The sequence below is a fragment of the Natronolimnohabitans innermongolicus JCM 12255 genome, assembly GCF_000337215.1.
GTDB lineage: Archaea > Halobacteriota > Halobacteria > Halobacteriales > Natrialbaceae > Natronolimnohabitans > Natronolimnohabitans innermongolicus.
Map to the genome: position 1 here is coordinate 58,504 of NZ_AOHZ01000088.1, position 23,455 is coordinate 81,958.

The following is a 23,455-nucleotide window of genomic DNA, read 5'->3' on the forward strand; positions in this document are numbered from 1 at the left end:
TACAGCCAGATCACACCAGTCGAATACGAATATCGCGGCAGACGAACGCGTGCCACACGAACTCCACTCAGCACGCAACTCGAGTTTCGGATTGCTCGAGCGATCGATACCGCTACCGCGGCGTCCACCCTCCGGCACTTCCCTCGCGATCGTCTCGGAGCGAGTCACGCTCGTCACCGGTCGAATCGGCAGCTTTCCGGCGTGGTTTTCGATAGCACAATCCCGCTTCTCTGAGCAACCGCCGACAGCTCGGGAGCGAGTACTCGACGTCGTAGGTCTCGTTTAGATACTGTTGGACAAGCGCTGCCGTCCACGCCGGTGCGTCGAACCCAACCCGCTCGGGAGGTTCGTGAAGTACCTCTTCGAACTCTCGTTGTTGATTTTCCGAGAGCTTTCGTTTCCTCCCGGATCGGTGAGCATCCGTCACGGCCTGCTCGAGCGGCTCGTCGGTGTCGAGTCGCTCGAGCCAGTTGTAGATCGTCCGTCGTTGAACGCCGTACCACTCGGCCAGTTCCGTCTGCGTGATACCGTTTTTGTACGCGATAGCGGCTAACAGCCGCTGTGTCGGCTTCGATCCGTCTACGCTATCGAGTGCATCTTGCAATTCCTCGACAGCGATCTCCTCGAGATGGTCCACAACGCGTAGCCACGCATTTCGAGTAAAAAGTTGTAACGGGACGGCACCGAGCTACGTTCAATGCCAAACCCGCGGACGGCCTCTGTGACGGGTCTAACGCTCGTACAGCGGCGCTACGTAGAAGATCAGCTATCAAAAGGAGCAGTCGCGTTCGCCGTAATCGAGTTTGGTCAGGGGTACCAAAGGTAGACCCGTCAGGCGTTAGGCTCCCCGATCGAACGGCGACTGCCGTTCACCCGCGAAGGCGTCATACTGTCGGACAGCAGTCAGTGAGCAGTCGGTCGCGAATTCGCGGTCGGCTCCGACGGCGACGACCGCAGTCGCGCGACCGATCGTCAACTCGTGCTATCCGGCAGTATCAGTCGGTCAAGAGGCGAAGGTACGGCTCGATGACGTCCCGGTCGACGGTCAACGAAACCAGTTCCGTCGTCTCGTCGTAGGAAACGAGGCCGGCGGTGGACAGGTGGGGAAGATGCGTGTGGTAGAGATCGACGAGGATGCGCTGATACCGATCGTGCGACGGCTCGTCTTCCGTGATCGCGATATACTCGGCCAGGTCGCCGATATGGATCGCGGCCGGCTTCTGCGAGAGATACCGGAGCGTCCGTTGTCGCCGTCGTGCCGCGAGGGCAGCGAACAGCGTCGTCGGGGTCACGTCCGAGTGGTCACTCTCTCCTGTCTGTGGGTTTCGAGTTTGCGGCTTCATGCTGTCTCCGTACCATACCTACGCTCGGCGCACAACCTGGTCTCTCGTCACGACTTCAGCAGAGTACGACTACAGATGTGTGACCATCCATCATAACCTTTGTTGTGCGCGAATGTGCTCAAAAATCAAACAGTGACGGGTTTCGACTGGTTATTACTCGAGAAATTCGGGGGTATAGCCCGTCTCTCCGGTCGGATCCTCTCGTTTGATCGTCACCGTCCAGGTCGGTGTCCCGGAGACGGGAACGGTGACTTGCCACGCGCCTTCAACGACGACACCGTGGCCGAATGCCGCTGCAATCAACTCACTGAGATCTTTTTCGAAGAGATCCGTTTCGTCAGTAGCGTGCTTCATAGGGAGATACTCAGTATCTTCACGCGTGGATTGGAGATAACGTTGTCCCCATCTATCACGAAAAGGGTTTTAATTGCACCAGTCTCCTGTAGAGTTCTAATTTCAGGAAATGGTTCTTTACCCACAGGTTAGTTAACTTAGTGACCGGACGGTCATTCCGGGATTCGCTGCGGTTGAGCGGGAGAGCCGCAACGTTCGGTGCTGATTTCGAACCGCGCGCCGCCGTCGGTCCCTTCGCTAACGTCGATCTGCCAGCCGTGGGCTTCGATCACATCGTGGACGATCGCGAGACCGAAACCGGTACCATCTCGGCTCGTCGTGTGGCCGCGCTCGAACACGAACTCGCGCTGTTCGTCGGGGATACCGACGCCGTCATCTTCGACGACGAACCCACAGTCGGGGTCGTCATCGAGATGACTGACCCGGATAGTTATGGAGGAGTCACCGCAGTCGGGGGACACAGCACAGCGCTCATCGCCGGCAGCATCAGCCGCCTGCGTCCCGTTTCGGTCGTCGCTCGGACCGTGCTCGAGGCTGTTGTGAAAGAGATTCTCGAAGACGTGGAGCAACTGGGCGCGATCACCGACGACGGTCCACCCGTCATCGAGGGTACACTCGAGCGTCGCGTCCGCACGCTGGGTCATGTCCCACGCGTCGGCGACCACTGACTCGAGCGCGATCGGCGACGGATCCGTCAACGTCGTGCCCGTTTGCGCCATCGTGAGCAGGTTCGTGATCATCCGTTCCATCCGATTGTGAGCGTCGCGAACCGCCTGGAAGTCCTCGGGACCCGAGGACGTTTCGGCGAATCGCAGGTACGTTTGCGCGATGCTCAACGGCGTCCGAAGGTCGTGGCTGATCACGCCCGCGAACTCCTCCAGTCGCTGGTTCGTTCGCTCGAGTTCGCGTTCTCGGTCGTTTCGTGCGGTAACGTCGCGGGAGTTGATCACGACGCCGTCGACGATATCGTTATCGAGCAAATCGACGGCGACGCCCTCGAGAGCGACCAGGGATCCGTCGGCGTGGCGGACCCGGTACTCGAATCTCGTTTCCGAGTTCGGACCGTCACACAGGGCGTGGAATTCGTCGATCGCCTCGGCGCGGTCCTCGGCGTCGATTAACTCGAAGAGCGACTCACCGATGCGGCCATCGGGACGATACCCGAGAACGCTGGTGATCGACGGGCTGGTATACGTAATAGTACCGTCCTGGTCGACGACCGTGATAACGTCCGAGACGTTCTCGATGAGCGCCTGAAAGCGTTTTTCGGCTCTCCGCTGATCGGTCACGTCCCGCAGCATCAGGACGACTCCGTCGGCCCGTTCGTCGCTGATGTCAGAGACTCTCGCATCGACGATCGCGCCGTTTCTATCGAACGTGAGTTCGTTCTCCGTCCCGACAAAAAGCGAGGAGCACTCCGGAAGAACGTCGCCGATCGGCGTGCCGAGCGCGTTCTCGGCGTTCAGAAACGACTGTGCAGCTGCGTTCAAGTCGACGATTCGCCGTTCGTCGTCGACGACGACGTATCCGTCGCGCATCCCGTCGATGACCGTATCACGAGCGATCGGGACGAGATCGAGCCAGCGGTATCGGTACAGGGCGATCACGATCAGCAGACCGGTCAGACCGAACCCCCACACGGAGTAGTTGATCTCGGTTATCTGGTTGTGTGCGAGGACGTTGGCGAGGCCCGGAATCAGCGGGGCTAACACGACCAGCCGCGCCTGTTTGTGATAAACCCCGCTCCCTCGTGCGTCGAGGTACTCGAAGAAGAACAGGTAAATACCGCCCGCCGAGAGGCCCCAGTTGTAGAGGACGTAGAGCCAGTAGACCGAATTCTGGTACGCTTCGACCGGGAGCAGAACCTCCGTAAACGACGTTGGGTCGTGCATCAGTCCGTGGGCTGGGTTCGTCCAGGTCAGGACGACCCACCCAGCAGTGATGAAATAGAGCGTCCCGAGTCGGCGCGGAGAGAGCCAGTCGCGTCGTCCAGCGTACGAGAGCGCGAAGTGAAACAGCCCGGTCGACATGATTACGGCGCCCGAATCGACGGTTTTCGCGAGGACGAACCCGATCGTCGGATCCGACTCGAGAAGCAGGAATCCCTGCGGAATCGTCCACAGCGCGATGCCGCCGAAGAAGGCGCTCAACGGGACGATATCGGTCTTCGACCGGCTACGAAGGACGACCACCGCGAGAGCGAAGTTCAGGAGTCCGATGAGTACGAGGGTCAGCGCGTGTACCGTCGTGAACTCCTGAGTCACGTCTCTGTGAATGGAGAGTACAGAGAAATATATTGTGCGCGTTATCGGACAGGTTTCGAGATCCCGTCGTGAACGGTCCCGAAACTCGACTTAGCGACGGCGCAGCGTGAGTACCACGACGCTGAGCGCGATGACGAGAAGCGAGAGTCCAACACCGAAGCCGGGAACCAGATCGGCATCGTCGGTCTCGTCGCCATCGTCGCGGTCGTCGGTACCATCCTCTTGGTCGTCGGTATCGCCGGGCGCCGTCTCGTCATCGGCAGCGTCGGCGACCTCGAAGGTCGTCTCGTCGGTCGCCGTGTTTTCGGCCCTGTCAGAGACCGTTACGGTCGCAGTGTAGGTCTCGCCCGCCTCGACCTCGAGTGCGTGCGTCGCCTCGGTAGCGGTGATCTGCGTTCCGTCGGCCGCCGTGACGTCTTCCCCGTTGATTGCCAGCGTCACCGAGCCGACGTCGACCCCCGAGAGTTCGTCACCGTACTCGAACCGAACGTCGACGTCGTCCGTCTCCGCTTCGAGAGTGCCACCATCGGTCGGCGTCACGCGCTCGATCGTCGGTTCGTCGTCGTCGATCACCAGCGCACCGTACGTCGAGAACCGATCGACCGAAGCGACGACGAACGGGTCGCCGCCCACCTGTTCGATCGTCGAGTCGACCGGGTTCCACTGCGACGCGGGCTCGTCGTAGTGGTACATGCCGACGTCCGTCGCGTCGGTTCCGACGGGGAGTTCGTCGTCGTCGATCGCCATCGATATCGTCGCCTGCTCGATCGTCCCCTGCTCGAGGTGGTAATCGATGTAGTCGTCGAACCCGGCCGTCAGGAAGCCGACGCCGATCTCACCGCCGCCGGTGTTCGCGTCGACGGAATTCTCCGAGAGCGCGACGAACAGGTCCTGTTCTTTGATCGCGTCTTCGGCCTCCTCGAGGAGATCGAACTCGATCGTCGTTCCCGACTCGTCGAGTACGATGTAGCCATCGCCGAGCGTGAACTCGGTGTTGACGACGACGGAGGCAGTGTCCGTTGCCGCGTTTCCGGCCCGATCGATTCCGGTCACCTCGACCGAGTAGTTTCCGGTCTCTTCGAACTCGAGCAGACCGGTAAAGCGGCTGTCGTTGTCCGCGGCGGTGTACATCGTCACAGTCGCGTCGGCCGTCGAACCGTCCGCGGCGTCGGTGAACGTCGCCTCGACGTGGGGCATCGCCGAGAGCGGCTCGTCGCTGTCGACGACGATCGTCGCATCGTTCTCGTCGACGGTCTCGAGGCTGACGGACATCGAGGGCTCCTCGCGGTCGATCACGAGCGGCCTGTCGGCCTCGTCGGTGCCAGCGCTTCCCATTTTGTCGACGGCGACGACCGACACCGTGTAGCGGCCGTCGTCGGGGAGGTCGGCGAACGGGATGTCGGCGCTCCAGGAGTCGCCGCCGTCGTGTGTCGCTGCGACGGGTACCGCGTACGTCGTCTCGAGCGAGTCGACGAGCACGGTCACCGTCTCCAGGGCGATGTCGGCGTCGATCTCGAGTTCGACGCTCGCCTCGTCGCTCGCGTGAACCCGTTCGGTCTCGCTTTCGGGGTCGTACTGGTCGGAGTAGCCGACGACGTCGACGATCGACGCCTCGACTGTCGACTCGGTGACGGTGACGGTACCCGCATGTCGGTCGCCGAGCTCGAGGTCGTACGTTCCCGGCTCGTCCGGCTGGAACGTGACGTTGAGCGCACCCAGGTGGTAAAAGCCCGGCTCGAGCGCTGTTTCCACGGTGTCGACCGTGTGCGTCTCGCCCGTCTCCTGGCTGGTGGCGGTGAGCGAAATCTCCTGTGGTCCCTCGACGGTGCCGGCCTGGTAGATGCTGCCGGTGACGTACGCTTCCTGTCCCGCGACCAGTTCGATCTCGGAGACGCCGGCAGCGATCACCCGGATGTCAGACTCGGCGGACGCGACCTCGAGCGTCCCGGCGTCTCGATCGCCGAGCTCGAGGTCGTACGTGCCCGGTTCGTCGGGCGTGAACGAGACGTTGAGCGCCCCCAGGTGGTAAAAGCCCGGCTCGAGCGTCACGTCCTGGCCGCCGAGCACCTCGGTCTCGTTGGTCTCGGTGTTCGTGGCGGTGAGTTCGATCTCCTCAGGCCCGTCGATCGTGCCGGCCTGGTAGATGCTTCCGGTGACGGAGAGCTCGTCACCTTCGACCGCCTCGACCTCGGAGACGGCGGCTGCAATCACCTGAACGTCCGACTTGGCGGGTTCGACGTCGACCGTGCCGGCGTCTCTGTCGCCGAGCGCGAGGTCGTACGTGCCCGGTTCGTCGAGCGTGAACGAGACGTTGAGCGCTCCCAGGTGGTAGAATCCCGGCTCGAGCGTTACATCCTCCCGAGCACCGACGACCACGGTTTCGTTGGTCTCGGTGTTCGTGGCGGTGAGTTCGATCTCCTCGGGTCCCTCGATCGTGCCGGCCTGGTAGATGCTCCCGGTGACGGAGAGCTCGTCGCCCTCGATCGCCTCGACTTCGGAGACGCCGGCGGCGATCACCTGGATGTCAGATTCAGCGGGCTCGACGTCGACCGTCCCGGCGTGATGATCGCCGAGCTCGAGGTCGTAGATCCCGGGTTCGTCGGGCGTGAACGAGACGTTGAGCGCCCCCAGGTGGTAAAAGCCCGGCTCGAGCGTCACGCCCTCCTGGATTCCGACGACCTCGGTCTCATTGGTCTCGGTGTTCGTGGCGGTGAGTTCGATCTCTTCAGGTCCCTCGATCGTGCCGGCCTGGTAGATGCTCCCGGTGACGGAGAGCTCGTCACCCTCGACCGCCTCGACTTCGGAGACGCCGGCGGCGATTACGGTGATGTCAGATTCGGCGGGCTCGACGTCGACCGTCCCGGCGTGATGATCGCCGAGCTCGAGGTCGTAGGTCCCGGGTTCGTCGGGCACGAACGTCACGTTGAGTGCCCCGAGGTGATAGTACCCGGGTGAGAGGGTAACGTCCTGACTTCCCGCGATCTCGGTCTCGCCGGTTTCAGTGTTCGTGGCGGTGAGCTCGATCGTCTCGGTCGCTTCGTGGCTGCCGTTCTGGTAGACGCTCCCGGTGACGTGAACCGGCGCTCCCTCGATGACCTCCACTTCCGAGAGCGACGATCCGATTACCCGGATGTCGGTCACGACCTCGTCGACGGTGATCGTTCCGACCTCGCGGTCGCCCAGCTCGAGGTCGTAATCGCCGGGTTCGTCGAGCGTGAACGAGATATTGAGTGCGCCGAGGTGGTAGAATCCCGGCTCGAGCGTCACGTCCTCCTGGGTTCCGACGACCTCGGTCTCGTTAGTCTCGGTGTTCGTGGCGGTGAGTTCGATCGTCTCGGGCCCCTCGATGTTGCCGGCCTGGTAGATGCTTCCGGTGACGGACAGCACCTCATCCTGTAAGACTTCGACCTCGGAGACGCCGGCAGCGATCACGGTGATGTCCGATTCGGCGGGCTCGATCTCGACCGTGCCGGCGTCTCTGTCGCCGAGCGCGAGGTCGTAGGTACCCGGTTCGGCCGTAAACGAGACGTTGAGCGCCCCCAGGTGGTAAAAGCCCGACTCGAGCGTCACGTCCTCCCGGATTCCGACGACCTCGGTCTCGTTGGTCTCGACGTTCGTGGCCGTGAGTTCGATCGTCTCGGGACCGTCGATGTTGCCAGCCTGGTAGATGCTCCCGGTGACGGACAGTTCTTCGCCCTCAATCGCCTCGACCGCGGAGACGCCGGCGGCGATCACCTGGATGTCAGATTCGGCGGGCTCGACCTCGATCGTCCCGGCGTGTCGGTCGCCGAGCGCGAGGTCGTAAGTCCCGGGTTCGGCCGTGAACGAGACGTTGAGCGCGCCGAGGTGGTAAAAGCCGGGCTCGAGCTCCACGTCCTGCGTTCCGACGACCTCGGTTTCGTTAGTCTCGACGTTCGTGGCCGTGAGTTCGATTTCCTCGGGGCCGTCGATAGTGCCAGCCTGGTAGATGCTTCCGGTGACGGACAGTTCTTCGCCCTCGATCGCCTCGACTTCGGAGACGGCAGCGGCGATCACCTGGATGTCCGATTCGGCGGGTTCGATCTCGACCGTCCCGGCGTCTCGGTCGCCGAGCGCGAGGTCGTAGGTACCCGGTTCGGCCGTAAACGAGACGTTGAGCGCCCCCAGGTGGTAGAATCCCGGCTCGAGCGTCACGTCCGCCTGAGTTCCGACGACCTCGGTCTCGTTGGTCTCGATGTTCGTGGCCGTGAGTTCAATCGTCTCCGGGCCGTCGATGTTGCCGGCCTGGTAGATGCTCCCGGTGACGGAGAGCTCGTCACCTTCGACCGCCTCGACTGCGGAGACGCCGGCGGCGATCACCTGGATGTCCGATCCCGCGGGTTCGACCTCGATCGTGCCGGCGTCTCGGTCACCGAGTTCGAGGTCGTAGGTGCCCGGCTCGGGCTCGAATGAGATGTTGAGCGCGCCGAGGTGGTAAAAGCCCGGCTCGAGCTCCACGTCCTCCTGGGTTCCGACGACCTCGGTTTCGTTGGTCTCGGTGTTCGTGGCGGTGAGCTCGATTTCCTCGGGACCGTCGATGTTGCCGGCCTGGTAGATGCTCCCGGTGACGGAGGCGTGCTCGCCTTCGACCAGTTCGATCTCCGACGGCGATGCGGCGATGACGGTGATGTCGGAAACGGCTTCCACGACTTCGACGGTGCCGGCGTTTCGGTCGCCTAACTCGAGGTCGTACGTCCCCGGCTGATCGGGTTCGAACGAGACCTTGAGCGCACCCAGGTGGTAAAAGCCCGGCTCGAGCGCTGTTTCGACGGTGTCGACCGTGTGCGTTTCGCCGGTCTCTTGGTGCGTGGCGGTGAGCGCAATGTCCTGCGGGCCGGCGACGGTGCCGGCCTGATAGATGCTCCCGGTGACGTACGTGTGCGCACCCTCGACGAGTTCTAGCTCCTCGGTGGACGCGGCGATGACCTGAATATCAGTGAACTGGTGTTCGACCGTCACGGTCTCGACCAGAAGGCCGTTGAGCGAGAGAGTGACCTCCATACCGTCTTCGTCCGCCGGCAGATCGTCGAGCGCAGGCGTCCACTCCAGCGTCACACCGTTTCTGTCGATCCCCGGTGGAACGCTAACAGCCGTCTCGTCGACGGCCTCACCGTCGACCTCGAGCGCCACCGTTTTCGTTCCCTCGGCATCACCACCGTTTAATAGATCGCCGGAAACGGTGACGGTCTCGCCGATCAGTACCTCACTCCGATCGACGGTCGCCCCGTAGACCACGACGTCGTCGCTCGCGGCTTCCTCGAGCGCGACCGTCGTCGTCGTTTCGTCGTCGTCGCTTCGCACCTCCAGCGCGACCGACTCGCCCGCGTCGCTCGAGTTCGTGGACCACTCGAAGACCACCGTTTTGTCATCGCCAGCGGCCAGTGAGACGGGGGTCGAATCGACCACCTCGCCGTCGGCGAGTAGCTCGAGCGTCTGTTCGTCGTCCTCTTCGCCCGTATTTTCGACCAGCGCCGTCACCTCGAGCGTGCCACCGGCGACCGCCGGCGTCGACACGGTTACGCTCGTGACGTCGAACGATGCGGGGTCGGGGTCTGGCTCTGGATCCGGTTCCGGCTCCGGATCGGGGTCCGGCTCTTGATCGTCCCCCTGATCGGCCTCGCCGAACACGCCGAACGTCGAAAACGATTCGAGGGTGGCGGTGACGACCTGGTCGTCGACGTCGACTCCGGAGGAATCGACGGGAGACCACGCCGCCGTGGCAGCGTCGTAACGCCACATCGAAAGCGTCTCCGCGTCGATCTCGCCGAGATAGCTGTCGTCGTACTGTAGTTCGACGGTGAGCGATCCGCCCGCCTCCTCGTCGCTCGCAACGAAGTAGGTGCCGAGTGAGAGCATCCCCTCTGGAGCGGCTTCGACGTCCGCTGCGCCCGTAATGCCGACGTTGCGTCCGTCGGCGCTCACCGTCGTTTCGGCGGCCGACTCGCCGACGGTGAGCGCCGACACGGTGTTCTCGTCGGATCCCGACGAGAAGTAGACGTCCCAACCGCCGTTGTCGGACGCGGTACCCCCCTCGAACTCGTTTCCGAAGCTGGCCAAGACGTGAATCCCGTGCGTATCGCTTCCGGTCGCCGTGGCGTTCGTAACGACGGTGCCGGTCACCTCGACGAATCGGAATCCATCGCGACCGCTGTCCCGGGCCGTGTTGTTCTCGAGGGTGTTTCCGACGCCGCTGATACTGAAGCCGTCCGAATACAGCCCGTCCGCGAGATTGTCCTCGAGGACGTTGTCCGCGCCCTCGACGTAGAAGCCGGAGCCGCCGGGCGAACGCCCATCGTCCGTCACGGTGTTGGCGACGAGCGCGTTCTCGCTCGAGCCGCCGGCCAGGACGAACCCGTCGTCCGCGGCGCCGACGACGGTGTTGTTCTCCAGCGTATTGCTGTTCGATGCGTCCAGAACGACGCCGTACCGGTTGTCACGTAGTTCGGTGTGCCTGACGGTACTCTCGGTGACACCGCCCAGCCCGATGCCGATCTCGCTCGCGTTGGTTACCGTGACGTCTTCGATCAGGCCGTCGTCGACGTCACCGAACAGAACGCCGTACTCCGCGTTCTCGATCGTCAGGTCTCGAACGGTGACGTTTTCGATGGACGCAACTGAACCAGGGTCGCCGCTGAGCTCACCATCAGTCATGGGACCGGCGACGATAGCCGGCCAGTCGTGTTCACCCGTAAGTGTCATCCCGTTTCCTTCGAGCGTGACGTCGTCGGCGCTGATGACGATCGGCGGCTCGCCGGTTTCGAGGAGGTCCTCAAGATTGTAGACGCCCGGTTCGTCGATGATGAGTTGCTGTGGCGGTTCGGGACCCGGTTCATCATCGCTGACGACCTTCAGTTCGCCAGCGAACGCTTCGTCGACGAAGATCGGATACGGTCCCATCGGGTCGTGAACCGCGATCTCGAGTTCGACGGTCTTCGTCTCGTTGGCTTCGACGGTCACGGGGACTGGTCCGTCTGCCGCCGGTCCATCGATGCGAAAGTCGAACACCTCGTACAGCGGTAACTCGCCCAACAGCACCGATAGATCGACCGTGCCGGCTTCCTCGCCCGCCTGTACGACGGCGGAGACGGTCACGGTCTCGCCGACCTCGATCCGGTCGTCGCTCAGGAACGCGTCGACGACCTCGGGGCCGCTCTCGGTCTCGTCCTCGTCTCCCTCATCGTCGCCCTCGTCCGGCGGGTCGTCGGGGCCGGGATCGGATTCGAACTGCGGCGACTCGAGCCACGGATCGAACAGGACGTTCTCGCTGACGTTGTCGCCGTCACCGCTAGCGGTCGTCTTCGTCTCCGGATCTGCCACGGTACCGCCGGGTCCGTTCTCGGCACCCCACCAGTTGTCGACGGCGTCGACGGTTCCGTCACCGTCGTACGCGAGGCCGAACTCGCTGTTTCCATCGAAATCGTTGCTACGGACGGTGATCGACTCGGTCGCCGTACTCTCGTAAATGAAGAGACCGTACGCACTGTCCGTGAGCAGGTTCGAGGAGACGTCGAACTCGTCGAACGAGGCACCCTCGTCGGTGTCGATTCTGAGAGCGGTACCGTCGGCAGCGGTGACCTGGTTGTCGGTGATCGAGACCGTTTCCGCGCCCGTCGGGACGTGCTCGAGTTCGACCCACGTGCCTAACCCCTGGGTGTTCACCACGTTCCCGGAGATCTCGATGTCGGCAATTTCGCTCTCCCACGAGCTGACGCCGAGACCGTATCCGTTATAGTCGACGGTGTTGTCCGTCATCGAAACCCGTTCGACGGACGAAGCGTCTCCATAGCTGTATAGCGAAATACCGTACGACCGCTCTGCCCCCTCGTTCGCCGTCACGACGTTTTCGTGGAATTCGACCGCCTCGAACGTCGACTCGGACGCGATAACGTCGATACCGTAATAGCCGGGTGACGGTGTAGAGTCACTCGCCGTCACGACGTTTTCGTGAAATTCGACCGCCCCGAACGTGGACGGAGCGGGCATTTCGCTCGCCTCGGACGTCGATGGGTCGGGCGATTCGATCCAGATTCCGTACTCGGTATTCGAGACGGCATTTCTAGCGACCGACACTGTTCCGTCGACGGTGAATAGACCATACCATTCGATACCGTAGCCCCCGTCGATCTCGTTGTCAGCGACCGTGATCGAATCGAATTCGAGATCGTGACCGCCGATCCAGAGGCCGTACCCCTCGACCGCGATCGCGTTGTTCGAAATCTCGAGCGCCCCGAAGTCGACGGTATCGTCGGGCCCGAAAGTAATCGAGACCGCGCTGGCGTCGGCGGTTTCGTCCGAGACGAACTCGTTTCCGGTGAGTTCGACGTCGCCGAAACTCCCCTCCTCCTCGAGGGCCACGCCGGTTTCGAACGCGAAGAACGCCGAGTTCCTGACCGTCACGTCGGCGGCGCCCTCGCCGAGTTCGATTCCCGTCTGCCAGTCGTCGACGTTCACGTTCTCGACCGTAACGTTCGAACCGGTGACGACCACCGCAGAACCAGTTCCGTCTCCGGAAACGCTGAAGTCGTTCCCGTCGAGCGTAACGTCGTCTGCGGAGATCTCGAGACAGGTCTCGTTGCCGGATAGGGGTTCGGAAAGCGCGTACGTACCGGACGCGTCGATCAGCCTGCACTCGCTTACCGACTCGCCGGTATCGTCCGAGGGGGTAGTTTCACGGTCGTGTGTCCTCTCCACGGAGCGTTCTGATTCGTCAGCATCGGCGTCGACATCGGCATCGGCATCGAAACTCGTCTGTTCGACGGACGGCTGGTCGATCGAATCGTGAGACTTCGCCACCGAATCCGACGTCTCGGCGTCGACCGACGAGTCGGCTGCGACCCCGATCGGGGCCACCAGCGAAACGATCAGTAGTATCGAAACGATCGTTGCGAGCGCCTGTTTTCGCCCCCATACACTCGGTTCGTCATAAATCATATTCTGAATGACCAGTTATATTATATAATGTGTCAGGGAACGCGTCGGTAACCAAGGGGGTTACCTCGAGGTAACCAATCTCCGAGAACGCGGGCCGACCGCTGGAACGTGGCCAGTAGCACACCGAGCGAACGGCCGAAAAGAGGGCAGACGACTCGCAACACACCGCTGCTGCGCACTGCGCCAGGATACTCACTCGACTCCCGCGAAGACGAGCGGGGACGACGCGTGTCCGGCAGGTTCGCGAGGTTTCGACGGCTACGCTTCGAATTCGGCGAGTCGATCCCGGCCCCGGCGGTACGTGTCGCTCGTCGCCAGCCGCTCGCGAGGGTACACCGACTCGAGGAACGACAGCTTCGCTGCCAGGGCCGCTCGAGCGCGCTGGTCGGCGGACTCACCCTGCCGGCGCAGTTGGGTTTCGACCGCCTCGAGGATCGTTTCACGAACGACCGGCTTCTGGAGGACGTCGTCACAGGAGCGCTCGAGCAGTTCCACGGCCGGACGGTCACCGACGACGAGGATCGTTCGGGACAGCGACCCGACGACGTTGAGGGTGGCCTCGAGATCGACACCGGGCAGCCCGTCGTCGACGAACACGACGTCGACCCCCTCGTCGAGAGAGCGCTCGAGCTCGTCGCCGGTGTGGGCTCGGACGACGGAATATCGGTCGGCGAGCCAGTCGCCGTACAGTTCGGCGAGTCGTCGGTCGGAATCGGCGAGCAGAACCGTCGGCGACTCCGACTCGAGGTGGCGCGTTCCCCAGTCCCCTAACGAGTCGAAAATCGGGATGACGTCCGCTCCGGCGTCCGTCAGCTCGTACTCCACCCGAAGCGGGGAGTCGCTCACGACGCGGCGCTCGACGAGACCGACGTCACGAACCCCATCGAGGGTATCCGACAGCACCTTGCTCGAGATCTCGGGAAGTTCCTCGAGGAGGTCGTTAAAACCCAGCGGGCCGTACCGGCTGAGGGTGAGAACGACGACCGGATGCCACTTCTTCGAGAACACGGAGAGCGCGTCGAGCGCGATTCGATCGTCGGCCGGGAGACCATCGTCGCGACGAGTCATACCCGCCGTTTCCGGTGCGATAATATAACTGTTGACCACACGTACGGTCACCGGCGTCGACGGTCGCCGCAAGTCCACGGGGGAAACGAAAACAATGGCAACCACCGAAACGGGTACCAGACTGCTACTCGTCGAGGACAACCACGACGACGCGCGGTTTGTCGAGCGGTTGATACGCGAGCGACAATCGACGCTCGATCGTGAGAGAGCGGACAGCCCGATCGAAATCACGGCGATTCGCCACGTCGACCGACTCGCGGCCGCGCTCGAGCACCTCGAGACGGCCGCGGTCGACGTGATCCTCCTCGACCTCATGCTCCCCGATAGCCGTGGCCTCGAGACGATCGAGCGGGTGGTCGAATACGCCCCGGACGTTCCGATCGTCGTGTTGACCGGCCAGAACGAAACGGAAGTCGGCGTCGAGGCGATCCAGCGCGGTGCCCAGGAGTACCTGTCCAAGGGGAGCGTTACCGGCGAGACGATCTTGCGCACGGTCAGGTACGCGATCGAGCGCTCGCGAAACCAACGGCGGCTAGTCGACCGAAACCATCGACTCGCGGTGTTGAACCAGATCGTCAGACAGGACATCAGAAACGACCTGAGCATGATCGTCGGACTGGGCGATCAACTGCAAAACGCCGACAGTCCGGCCGACGAGCGCGCGGTCGAGACGTTACTGGATGCGGCACGACACGCCGTCGAACTCACCGACACCGCGGCGGAAGTGATCGACGTTATCTCGACCGACGGCCCGAACCGCGAACCGTGTGATCTGTACGCCGTACTCGAGACGGAAGTGACGACGCTCCGCCGGAAACGGGACGTCGATGTCACGCTCGCGCGGGGCGATGCCGGCGACGGTCCGGTGATCGTCTCTGCATCGCCGATGCTCGGCGCAGTGTTCGAACACCTCCTCGTGAACGCCGTCGACCACTCGGAGCGACCGACGCCGCAGGTGACGGTGACCGTCGAGACGACCCCCGAGGAAGCGACGGTCGAAATCGTCGACGACGGCGTCGGCATTCCCGACGCACAGAAGCGGGCGCTCGTCGATCCGGACGCTCGGTTCGACACCCGATCGGGAATGGGCGTCGGGCTGTACCTGGTGACGACCCTGCTCGAGTCGATGGGTGGCACCCTCGAGGTCGACGACAACGACCCGTGCGGAACGTCAGTCACAGTCGCCTTCAGCCGCGAAGGGAGCCCGACCTCGAGACGAGCGACGTGAGCGAATGCAGAATGAGGATTACGACCGGAGGAGGAGCACGTTGACACGGCCGACGGCGTCGAAGTCCCGGAGCCGGTAGACCAGATCGCGAACGCGGGCTGCCTCGCCGCGACAGAAGACGGTCTCCAGACACCAGTTACCCTCGTGAGTGTGACTCGTCGTCGTGATGACGTCCTGAAAGTCGTGTTGGACGTCGTGGAGGTCACGGATCACGCGCTCGTGTTGGTAGTCGAACGCGAGCGCGGCGATCACCTCTCCCGAAACGGTCTCGAGACGGGTGTGGGCCTCGATGTATTCCTGCATCGCCTCTCGGACGGCCCGCGAGCGGGAATCGAACCCTTCGGCTTGCCACGTTCGATCGAACTCCTCGAGGAGGTCGTCAGGAATATTGAGACTGGTTCGCATCTGCCCTCGGTTCGGTGCGCGGGCGAATGACGATTACGGTCTCTCGGCTCGAGTTCGAACGGGTAGTACCCACAGAACGAACCGTTCGTTTCTCGAGACCGAGGTCTCGATTCGACGCCGTCACCTGCGGACGCGGACAGTTCCAACGCGCACTCGACGGCACGACGGATCGCCAGCGGGCGACGTGGCAGACAGTGTGAACGTGGAGATGTACGCGATATCCACACATCATTGAAATCCTCGCAAAATGCCAGTATTTAGTATCTGCTAAATGAGCGGAGCAACGCGCACAGACTCCCTGAACTATTGCTCGAGCGACCGCCGAACCATATAGACGAAAATTTATATGTCTGCTCCGAAACCTAGCTCGTATGTACGACCTGACTGGATTCCAGCGAGACTTGCTCTACGTCATTTCGGGGCAAGAAGAACCGCACGGACTGGCGATCAAAGAAGAACTCGAGAACTACTACGAGAAAGAGATTCACCACGGTCGCCTCTACCCGAACCTCGACGAACTCGTCGACAAAGGACTCGTCGAGAAAGCGGAAAAGGACCGACGGACGAACGTCTACTCGGTTACGGCTCGCGGGCGACGCGAACTCGAAGCGCGTCGCGACTGGGAAAACCAGTACGTCGACCTCGAGTAAGACCGTTTCTGGCGCCCAGACCATCGGTTTCGGTAGCGGGTACCGGTGTGTTCGGTAGCCGACGGTACCGCTAGGCAACCTTGTCGGTCGCTCGATTTCGTCGAGTGTGGTTCCAGTAGCTGTGTAACCGGGTAAAACGACGACTGTTCTCACGTCACGGTCGAAGCCGTGACTGCGCGCTACGAGAGATGAGGAGTGTGTTCACTGCACTGGTGAACTCGCCACAGAGATCGAATGGGAATTAGACGAACTGAACCGCGTCCGGGAGCGGCAGGAGCGGCACGATGAACAGCGCGCCGATCGTGACCAGTCCCATGAGGATCGGGAGGACGACGGCCGGGTAGTTCGTCTGCCCGAGGATGCGACCGAGGTCACCGCCCATGCTGGACAGCGACGGCATCGTGCTCTTGCGGAGGATCATCAGTTCGAGGGCGAACAGGATGACCGTCGCCGCCGCGGACATCATACAGAACGGACAGATCTCCCCGATGACGCCCAGCTGCAGGTAGACGAAGTAGCTCGAGAAGACCACGCCGCTCGCCGTGATCGGGGTGAGGATCTTGATGAGCAGCGGGTGACGCGTATCGAACCACCAGAGGGTCAACCCGAGCGTCGTCAGGTAGTAGAACCCACCGAGCGTCGCCAGCGGAATGCCGAGGACGTAGGCCCACGGACTGGTGATGACTTCGATACTCCCCTGGACTGGTGCATCAGCTGGTATTGCAGGGATTGCAAAGAGGTGTATCGCCGTCAGAGCGACAGTGACGAGCCAGCCGAGTATCGTCACGAGCGCGAACACGCCAAACAGCGTGGACACTCGCGGTGAGTACTCCCATTCGTAATCGAACGACATGCGACCCAGTGTTTCGGTTGACATACAATATTGTGTTGCGGCCCCACCTACATAAGTATTGTGCTGAATGCCCAAAACCATGCAAACGGTTCAGGGAGAGTCTGAGACTGCGTTTTCGCCAGGTTCAGCGACTGGCAATCCGCGAGAACTGTGTCCGAAAGTCGGCGTTAGAAGCCGGCTGCAAGCAGTCTCGAGCGACGGTTCGGTTCGGGCGCGGTTAGCGTTCGTCGACGCGGTCGTACGTCGCCTCGAACTCGTGGATCAGCTGGCCCATCGTGGCGTACCAGTCGTTGAGCACCCGCTGCATATCGCGTGCGATCCGCTCGGGATCAGCCGGATAGTAGACGTGGTAGTACCCGCCTTGCTCGTAGTTGATCTGTCCCTTCTCGAGGAGTCCGTGCTCGAGCAGTCGCTGGATCGATCGATACGCGGTCGATCGCTCGCGGCCGATTCGATCGGCGACGTCGTCGACCGTCAGCGGCGTCTCGCTCGCGACGATCGCGTCGTAACACTCCCTGTCGAGCGACTTGAGGCCGTGCAAGCACTCGAGTAACTCCTCACACGCCATTTCCTGTGTTAACTGGTCGGTGACCGACGATACCATAGTCGTACGTGAATGGAGGTATCGAACCGCAATAAGTATTTCTGGTATTGTACAATACAAGCACAAATATATTGGCTGATAGGTGTATGCGATGGCGTCGGCCCGACTGAGAACGGGAGTCGCAACTGACCGCCACTGTGCACCTAATTACCGGAGAACGCGGCGGTCATCGCGGAAACCCTTTCGCTGGCTACAGGACGCGGCGAGTCATCGTGTTGCGGTCGGCGAACGTTCCATCGGCGAAGTCCGCGGGGCCGCTTCGAACTCTCAGCTATCGGTTCGTCGACTTCAAACGGACACGCGACAGCGGCGATCAGTCGAGACGTCCGTCGCCAGCCTGGGTCGACGCATTCGCGCGAAGATGGCACCGGCCGGCGCCACCGATCGCAGGTTAGAACGGACGGACTGCTGTATTCTCGAGTTCGGTCGCATGCAAATCGTCCCGTCGCGTTTGCGATCCGACCGACCACGACGGCGCTCGCGCAGTCCGCAGCATGTGTATTGTATTGGCCAACCCAAACAATATTATGCCGTCGGTACCTACGGCAGGTATGAAAGCGGTACTCGCGACTGATCTCTCGGCCGCCAGCGAAGCGACCATCGAGAACGAAACCTGCCTCGAGTGTCTGGGTCGAATCGGCGTCGAGGAGATGCACCTCGTGACGGTCATCCCGTCGAACGTCCACGCGGGCATGCCCGGGATCGACTTCGAAAAACGACGCCGAAAGGCGATCAAAAACTACGAGCGCGTCATCGAACGCACCGGCTTCGACGTCGAGACGCACGTCGTCCGCGGAACGCCCCACCGTCGAATCCGGGGCATCGCCGAAACGATCGGCGCGAGTCTCACGGTCGTCGGCTCGCGCGGGAAGAGCCCGCTCGAGAACCGCGTCATCGGCTCGACGGCGCGCAACCTCGCGCGGACGTCCGAGACGCCGCTGCTGGTCAACCGAATCGAGCGCGAGGCCGACGACCCCACCGTCGTGAGACAGCACCTCTTCCAACGAATGCTGTACGCGACGGACTTCTCCGAAAACGCCGAGCGCGCGTTCGAGACGTTCTCGTACCTGCGACACGCGACCCGGGAGGCGACGCTCGTCCACGTCGAGACGCCGAAGGATCCGGAGCCCGGCGACGACGATCCCGAATCGCGGCTGGCGGAGCTGGCCGCGCAACTCGAGGAATGGGGGATCGAGACGCGAACCGAGATCCGGCAGGGCGATCCCGCCGACGAAATCCTCGCCGTCGAAGACGCCGTCGATCCGACGACGATCCTCGTCGGCTCGCGCGGCCACAGTCGGCTTCGCCGGCTCCTGCTCGGCAGCGTCTCCGAGGATCTTGTCGCTCGAGCGAACGGGAACGTGATGCTCGTGCCGCCGTCGCAGGCGATGTAGGTCCTGGTTCGGTTGGGGAGGTGTGTTACTACTAAGCAGGGAATGGGGAGACGTCGTCACTCCCCAAGGTAGTCAGAAGCTTCTGGAGAGGATGCCGAATACAGGATACTGTCAGGACCGCGTAGTGGATTGGTGGTCAACTGACAGGATGTTGGTTTCTGCGTCTCGAGTGCATAGTTAGTGATACTAGACCGAATTGGATAGTCCGGGAGGAGTTTTCCCAGCGACTCAGGCTTGAAGTACATTGATACTCGGTTGTCAACTTCTGTTGGCTCTCCTTCGACCAAGAACTGGACGTTTGTCTGTTCTGATCTAATCTATTCACACACCACATAATCGAGCGAACATCCCGAATCTCGACCAGAGTACAGGAGATAACTAGGCATCGAGAATGATTTCGCCAGTTATATTAGAGTGTGCTTCCGGCACGTGGTTGAATATATTCGATTATAGAACCAGTTTGGGTCGGATTGTCCAAAACAAAAGGTATTGTATTACGGTTCTAGATAACATCCATTCATACTAATCAACGTATTAGTGTTCTTCGCGAATTTGATTGGGATAGACCATATATGGTCACACAATTGGCAACTTTGTTGGACGGTTGTAGCAATAATCGCGATAGTAGAGTCAAAAGAAAATCGGTTGGTTCGTCAGGGGTGATTCCGAATGCCACCCATTGACCCGCTCTACTGGGCTGCCGCAGCGATACCTCTCGCGCTGTTGATGATCACCCTTGTCGCGTTCCGGTGGAAAGCCCACGAGGCCGCGTCGGTCGGGATGTTCGCGGCCCTGCTGGTCGCTTTTGGAGTGTACGAGATGGATCTCTCCGGTTTGGCAGTAGCGAGTGCGGTTGGCGTCTGGGAGGCCGTTGCCATCCTATATATCATCATTCCGTCACTAATCTTCTATCACGTCATTGATCGAGCAAATGGATTCGATGCGCTTCGCGAACAGGTCAAATCCTTCACCGAGAACGAGCTATTCCTCGTGCTCGCAGCCGGCTGGGTGTTCGTCTCGTTCATGCAGTCAATCACCGGATTCGGGACGCCAATCGTAGTCGTAGCACCGATCCTGCTTGCTCTCGGCGTCAAACCAGTGTACGCTGTTGCGATTCCGCTGATCGGACATGCCTGGGCAAACACTTTCGGCACCCTCGGCGTCGCCTGGGTGACACTCGAAGGGGTCGTTGACATACAGGACGTGCTGCTGACGGCACTTAGCACCGGACTGTTGCTCTGGGTCGTCAACGTCATTGCCGGCCTGACGATTGCGTACATCTACGGCCGCAGGACCGCGGTTAGGCACGCAATTCCGATGGTTACTGTAATCTCGTTGGTTCACGGCGGCGGCCAACTCCTGGGTATTTACTTCTGGGAGCCGGCGTTCGCGAACTTCTTCGCGGCGACCCTCGCGATGCTCACACTTGCTCCACTCTCTCGACTCCCACGGTACGCGGCTCAGTTCGATGCTGTCGACAGTCGTCCAGCAATGAAAGAAAGTGTCACCGACATGGACGACAAAGGGCAACCCCCCGCGGTAGCTGACGGCGGGACGGCGGCCGCGTCTGTAGACCTCAAAGGAGAGTTAAAGGCTGACGACCTAATGAGCCTGAAACTCGCTGCACTGCCGTTCGCGGTACTCGCCGTCATCGCGTTCGTCACCGGTATCTTGGATCCGCTCAGCGAGGCTCTTGAAACGATCCAAATCGTGGTCCCACTTCCGGGAGTCGAAACCGGGTTAGGGGTCGAGACTGACGCCCTGAGCGCTTCAGACGGGATCGCGGTACTGAACTATCCCGGTACCTTCCTGCTGGTCAGTTCGCTCGTCGCGTACGCCGTCTTTCGGTACACTGGCCACTACGCAACCGCCGACGATGTAGGGTCGAAGGATGGGTTCACAACCACCGTCCTCCGATCGGCACTACCCGCCTCTGTTGCCGTCGTCGGATTCCTCGTCATGGCGCTCGTAATGGACTACAGCGGACAGGTAACCGTTCTGGCACAGGGAGTGGCGACGGTCGCAACTGCCGAGAGCTATGGGGTACTCTCTCCGCTCATCGGCGCACTGGGGGCGTTCATGACCTCGAGTAACACTGCATCGAACATCCTGTTCGGTGGACTCCAACTCGAGACGGCTCAATCGCTGGGCACGAGTGGTTCGTGGATCCTCGCCGGCCAAACCGCCGGCGGTGCTATTGGAAACGCAATCTCACCGGCGAATGTTATCCTTGGTACAACGGCTGTCGGGATCGTCGGCCGAGAAGGTGACGTTCTCCGAAAGGTAATCCCGTGGGTGGCAGGCGTGTGTGCCATCACAGGGGTTCTGATCGTTTTGGCGACGACCATCGGGTTCCTGGGGGTGGTCTAGATGGATGACGTGAAGGCCTTCACCTCGGCGTTCCTCCTGATTGCCATTTCCTTGCCGCTGGTTAGCTACGGGTCGACGAACGGGGCGGAGTCGCTGACATCGATCGGATTCGTCGCACTGCTGGCCGCGTGTACGATCCCCATCGTCCTGCGGTACGTCGACCAGTCGCCAGCGTCTTCCTGACTGGCAAATGTTTCGCTGAGATTGAGCTATTTATATTGCCCACTTCAATGAGCAATCGTCAACTATAGCCGAGAAAACATACACAATATGGTCCAAACAACCCCAATACCCAACGAAGTAGATATAGAGGCCTATATCAATGCACGAATATCGAAGTAGCGGACGACCGCCGACAAGGGCGAAACGAGCGATGATTACGACGCCGCATACGCTTGCGAGTAGCACCGGGCTCGATGTGCTTCGATCTGGAGGCTCTGCTGTCGACGCGGCCATCGCGGCCAACGCAACCCTGTGTGTCGCGTATCCACACATGGCTGGTCTCGGTGGCGACGGATTCTGGCTGCTCGCGGACGGTAACAACGTCACCGGAATCAATGCCAGCGGTCCGGCAGCTGCGAACGCGACGCGAGCGTCCTACCGCGACCGCGGTCTCGAGTCGATTCCGGACCGAGGGAGTGAATCTGCACTTACTGTTCCGGGCGCCATCGACGGCTGGCGGCTCGCCCACGAGGAGTATGGTAGCCTCTCCTGGGAGCGACTGTTCGAGGACGCTATTCAGCACGCTCGAGAGGGCGTCGCAGTGACTGCCAATCTCGCTCGCTGGATTGCGCTCGACCGGGACGTGCTCGCAGACGATCCACGCGCAGCAGCGACTTTCCTCTCGAACGGCGACGCACCTACTGTCGGCGCGACTCTCCGTCAGCCGGCACTGGCGGCCTCGCTCGAACGAATTGCCCATGGCGGTGCACGGGATGGATTCTACGATGGTCAGCTAGCTATAGAGTTCTGTACGAGTCTCGATGAGGAATCACCGCTCACTGCAACGGACTTCAGCGAGTACAGCGCTGAGTGGGTGACTCCCCTTGATATCGAGTACGGAAACTGTACTGCCCACTCTCTCCCACCAAACAGCCAGGGACTCGCCGCACTCCAGATCCTCGGATTACTCGATGGTTTTGACGTCGAAAGTTGGGGTGACGGCACGGTCGACTACTACCACCATCTCGCAGAAGCGGTCAAAGTCGCCTTCGCCGATCGGGACGCATGGATAACCGATCCCGATAGTATCCAACTTCCGGCAGAGACGCTGCTGTCGTCATCGTATCTCGAAGACCGACGGGCGTTGATCGGACGTGAAGATACGTTGCCGGCCGACCTTGAACCTGGAATCGCTCCCGAGACTACTCAGCCTGTTTCGGAGGACGCCGGCGGTGATACGTGTTATTTATCCGTCGTCGATTCGGATGGGCTGGCAGTATCGCTCATCCAGTCAATTTACTATGACTTTGGAAGCGGCGTGATCGCGGGCGATACGGGAATTATCCCACAAAACCGGGGCTCGTTCTTCTCGCTCGATCCGAATCACATCAACCGACTCGAGCCCCGCAAGCGGACGTTCCATACGCTCACTCCGGCGATGTTGACCGAAGAAGGCGATCCACGACTCGTCTACGGCACGATGGGCGGCGAGGGGCAACCCCAGACACAGGCGGCGCTCGTCACCCGCCTCCTCGATTTCGAATACGATGTCCAGCAGGCAATCGAAGCACCCCGGTGGCTGTTCGGCCGCACGTGGGGTGAAGCGTCGCGTTCACTGACGCTCGAGGGTCGAATCCCGGACCCCGTTGTTACCGGTCTCGAGAAGCGGGGTCACCCCGTGGCGATGGGGCGGAACTACGACGACACAATGGGGCACGCAGCAGCGATTCGCCGTCACGACGATGGCTCACTTGAAGGCGGGTCGGATCCGCGTAGCGACGGTGCAGCGATCGGATACTGAAATTGATCCA

Annotated in this window: 14 protein-coding genes and 1 pseudogene; 6 read left to right on the forward strand and 9 right to left on the reverse strand. The window is 61.5% G+C overall.

All coding sequences use genetic code 11. The annotated features are described in order from the left end of the window. Positions 1-30: 30 nt before the first annotated feature. The 6 genes and pseudogenes from C493_RS19145 to C493_RS19170 form a co-directional block, all read right to left on the reverse strand. A pseudogene (locus C493_RS19145) lies at positions 31-637 on the reverse strand (IS630 family transposase); the annotation flags it as partial. A gap of 358 nt (positions 638-995) precedes the next feature. Beyond that, positions 996-1,343 carry a DUF7344 domain-containing protein gene (locus C493_RS19150; protein ID WP_049889507.1) on the reverse strand — a complete coding sequence of 116 codons (348 nt, stop codon included), beginning with the start codon at positions 1,341-1,343 and terminating at the stop codon, positions 996-998. 153 nt (positions 1,344-1,496) lie between these two features. Continuing rightward, entirely contained in the window at positions 1,497-1,697 is a 201-nt protein-coding gene (locus C493_RS19155; RefSeq protein WP_007261148.1) for a hypothetical protein, read from the reverse strand. A 152-nt stretch (positions 1,698-1,849) separates the two neighbouring features. After that, the gene (locus C493_RS19160; protein WP_007261149.1) at positions 1,850-3,961 is read right to left on the reverse strand and encodes a sensor histidine kinase; all 2,112 of its coding nucleotides are present in this window, start codon (positions 3,959-3,961) and stop codon (positions 1,850-1,852) included. Positions 3,962-4,051: 90 nt separating this feature from the next. Continuing rightward, positions 4,052-12,910, reverse strand: a complete 8,859-nt coding sequence (locus C493_RS19165; protein ID WP_007261150.1) for a right-handed parallel beta-helix repeat-containing protein — start codon at positions 12,908-12,910, stop codon at positions 4,052-4,054. A gap of 258 nt (positions 12,911-13,168) precedes the next feature. Continuing rightward, positions 13,169-13,978, reverse strand: coding sequence for a winged helix-turn-helix transcriptional regulator (locus C493_RS19170; protein WP_083912456.1), 810 nt, complete (start codon positions 13,976-13,978; stop codon positions 13,169-13,171). 94 nt (positions 13,979-14,072) lie between these two features. Here C493_RS19170 and C493_RS19175 point away from each other — a divergent pair, with 94 nt between their 5' ends. Continuing rightward, complete coding sequence (locus C493_RS19175) at positions 14,073-15,206, forward strand: hybrid sensor histidine kinase/response regulator (protein ID WP_007261152.1); 1,134 nt, start codon at positions 14,073-14,075, stop codon at positions 15,204-15,206. 18 nt (positions 15,207-15,224) lie between these two features. On the opposite strand, the gene C493_RS19180 is transcribed toward C493_RS19175, so the two are convergent. Further along, complete coding sequence (locus C493_RS19180) at positions 15,225-15,611, reverse strand: CopG family ribbon-helix-helix protein (RefSeq protein ID WP_007261153.1); 387 nt, start codon at positions 15,609-15,611, stop codon at positions 15,225-15,227. A gap of 371 nt (positions 15,612-15,982) precedes the next feature. On the opposite strand from C493_RS19180, the gene C493_RS19185 reads away from it, so the two are divergent. Continuing rightward, a complete protein-coding gene (locus C493_RS19185) occupies positions 15,983-16,261 on the forward strand; it encodes a PadR family transcriptional regulator (protein ID WP_007261154.1) in 279 nt (92 codons plus the stop codon). A gap of 241 nt (positions 16,262-16,502) precedes the next feature. Here C493_RS19185 and C493_RS19190 read toward each other — a convergent pair whose 3' ends face one another. Further along, complete coding sequence (locus C493_RS19190) at positions 16,503-17,138, reverse strand: vitamin K epoxide reductase family protein (RefSeq protein ID WP_049889509.1); 636 nt, start codon at positions 17,136-17,138, stop codon at positions 16,503-16,505. A 193-nt stretch (positions 17,139-17,331) separates the two neighbouring features. Then, positions 17,332-17,718, reverse strand: coding sequence for a helix-turn-helix domain-containing protein (locus C493_RS19195; protein WP_007261156.1), 387 nt, complete (start codon positions 17,716-17,718; stop codon positions 17,332-17,334). 551 nt (positions 17,719-18,269) lie between these two features. On the opposite strand from C493_RS19195, the gene C493_RS19200 reads away from it, so the two are divergent. The 4 genes from C493_RS19200 to ggt all read left to right on the forward strand — a co-directional run bounded on the left by C493_RS19200 (position 18,270) and on the right by ggt (position 23,445). Then, positions 18,270-19,112, forward strand: coding sequence for a universal stress protein (locus C493_RS19200; protein WP_007261157.1), 843 nt, complete (start codon positions 18,270-18,272; stop codon positions 19,110-19,112). A gap of 669 nt (positions 19,113-19,781) precedes the next feature. Next, positions 19,782-21,482, forward strand: coding sequence for an L-lactate permease (locus C493_RS19205; protein WP_007261158.1), 1,701 nt, complete (start codon positions 19,782-19,784; stop codon positions 21,480-21,482). Continuing rightward, on the forward strand, positions 21,483-21,665 hold the full coding sequence (locus tag C493_RS19210; protein WP_007261159.1) for a hypothetical protein: 183 nt from the start codon (positions 21,483-21,485) through the stop codon (positions 21,663-21,665). Positions 21,666-21,855: 190 nt separating this feature from the next. Continuing rightward, positions 21,856-23,445, forward strand: coding sequence for a gamma-glutamyltransferase (gene ggt, locus C493_RS19215; RefSeq protein WP_007261160.1), 1,590 nt, complete (start codon positions 21,856-21,858; stop codon positions 23,443-23,445). The last annotated feature ends 10 nt before the right edge of the window (positions 23,446-23,455 follow it).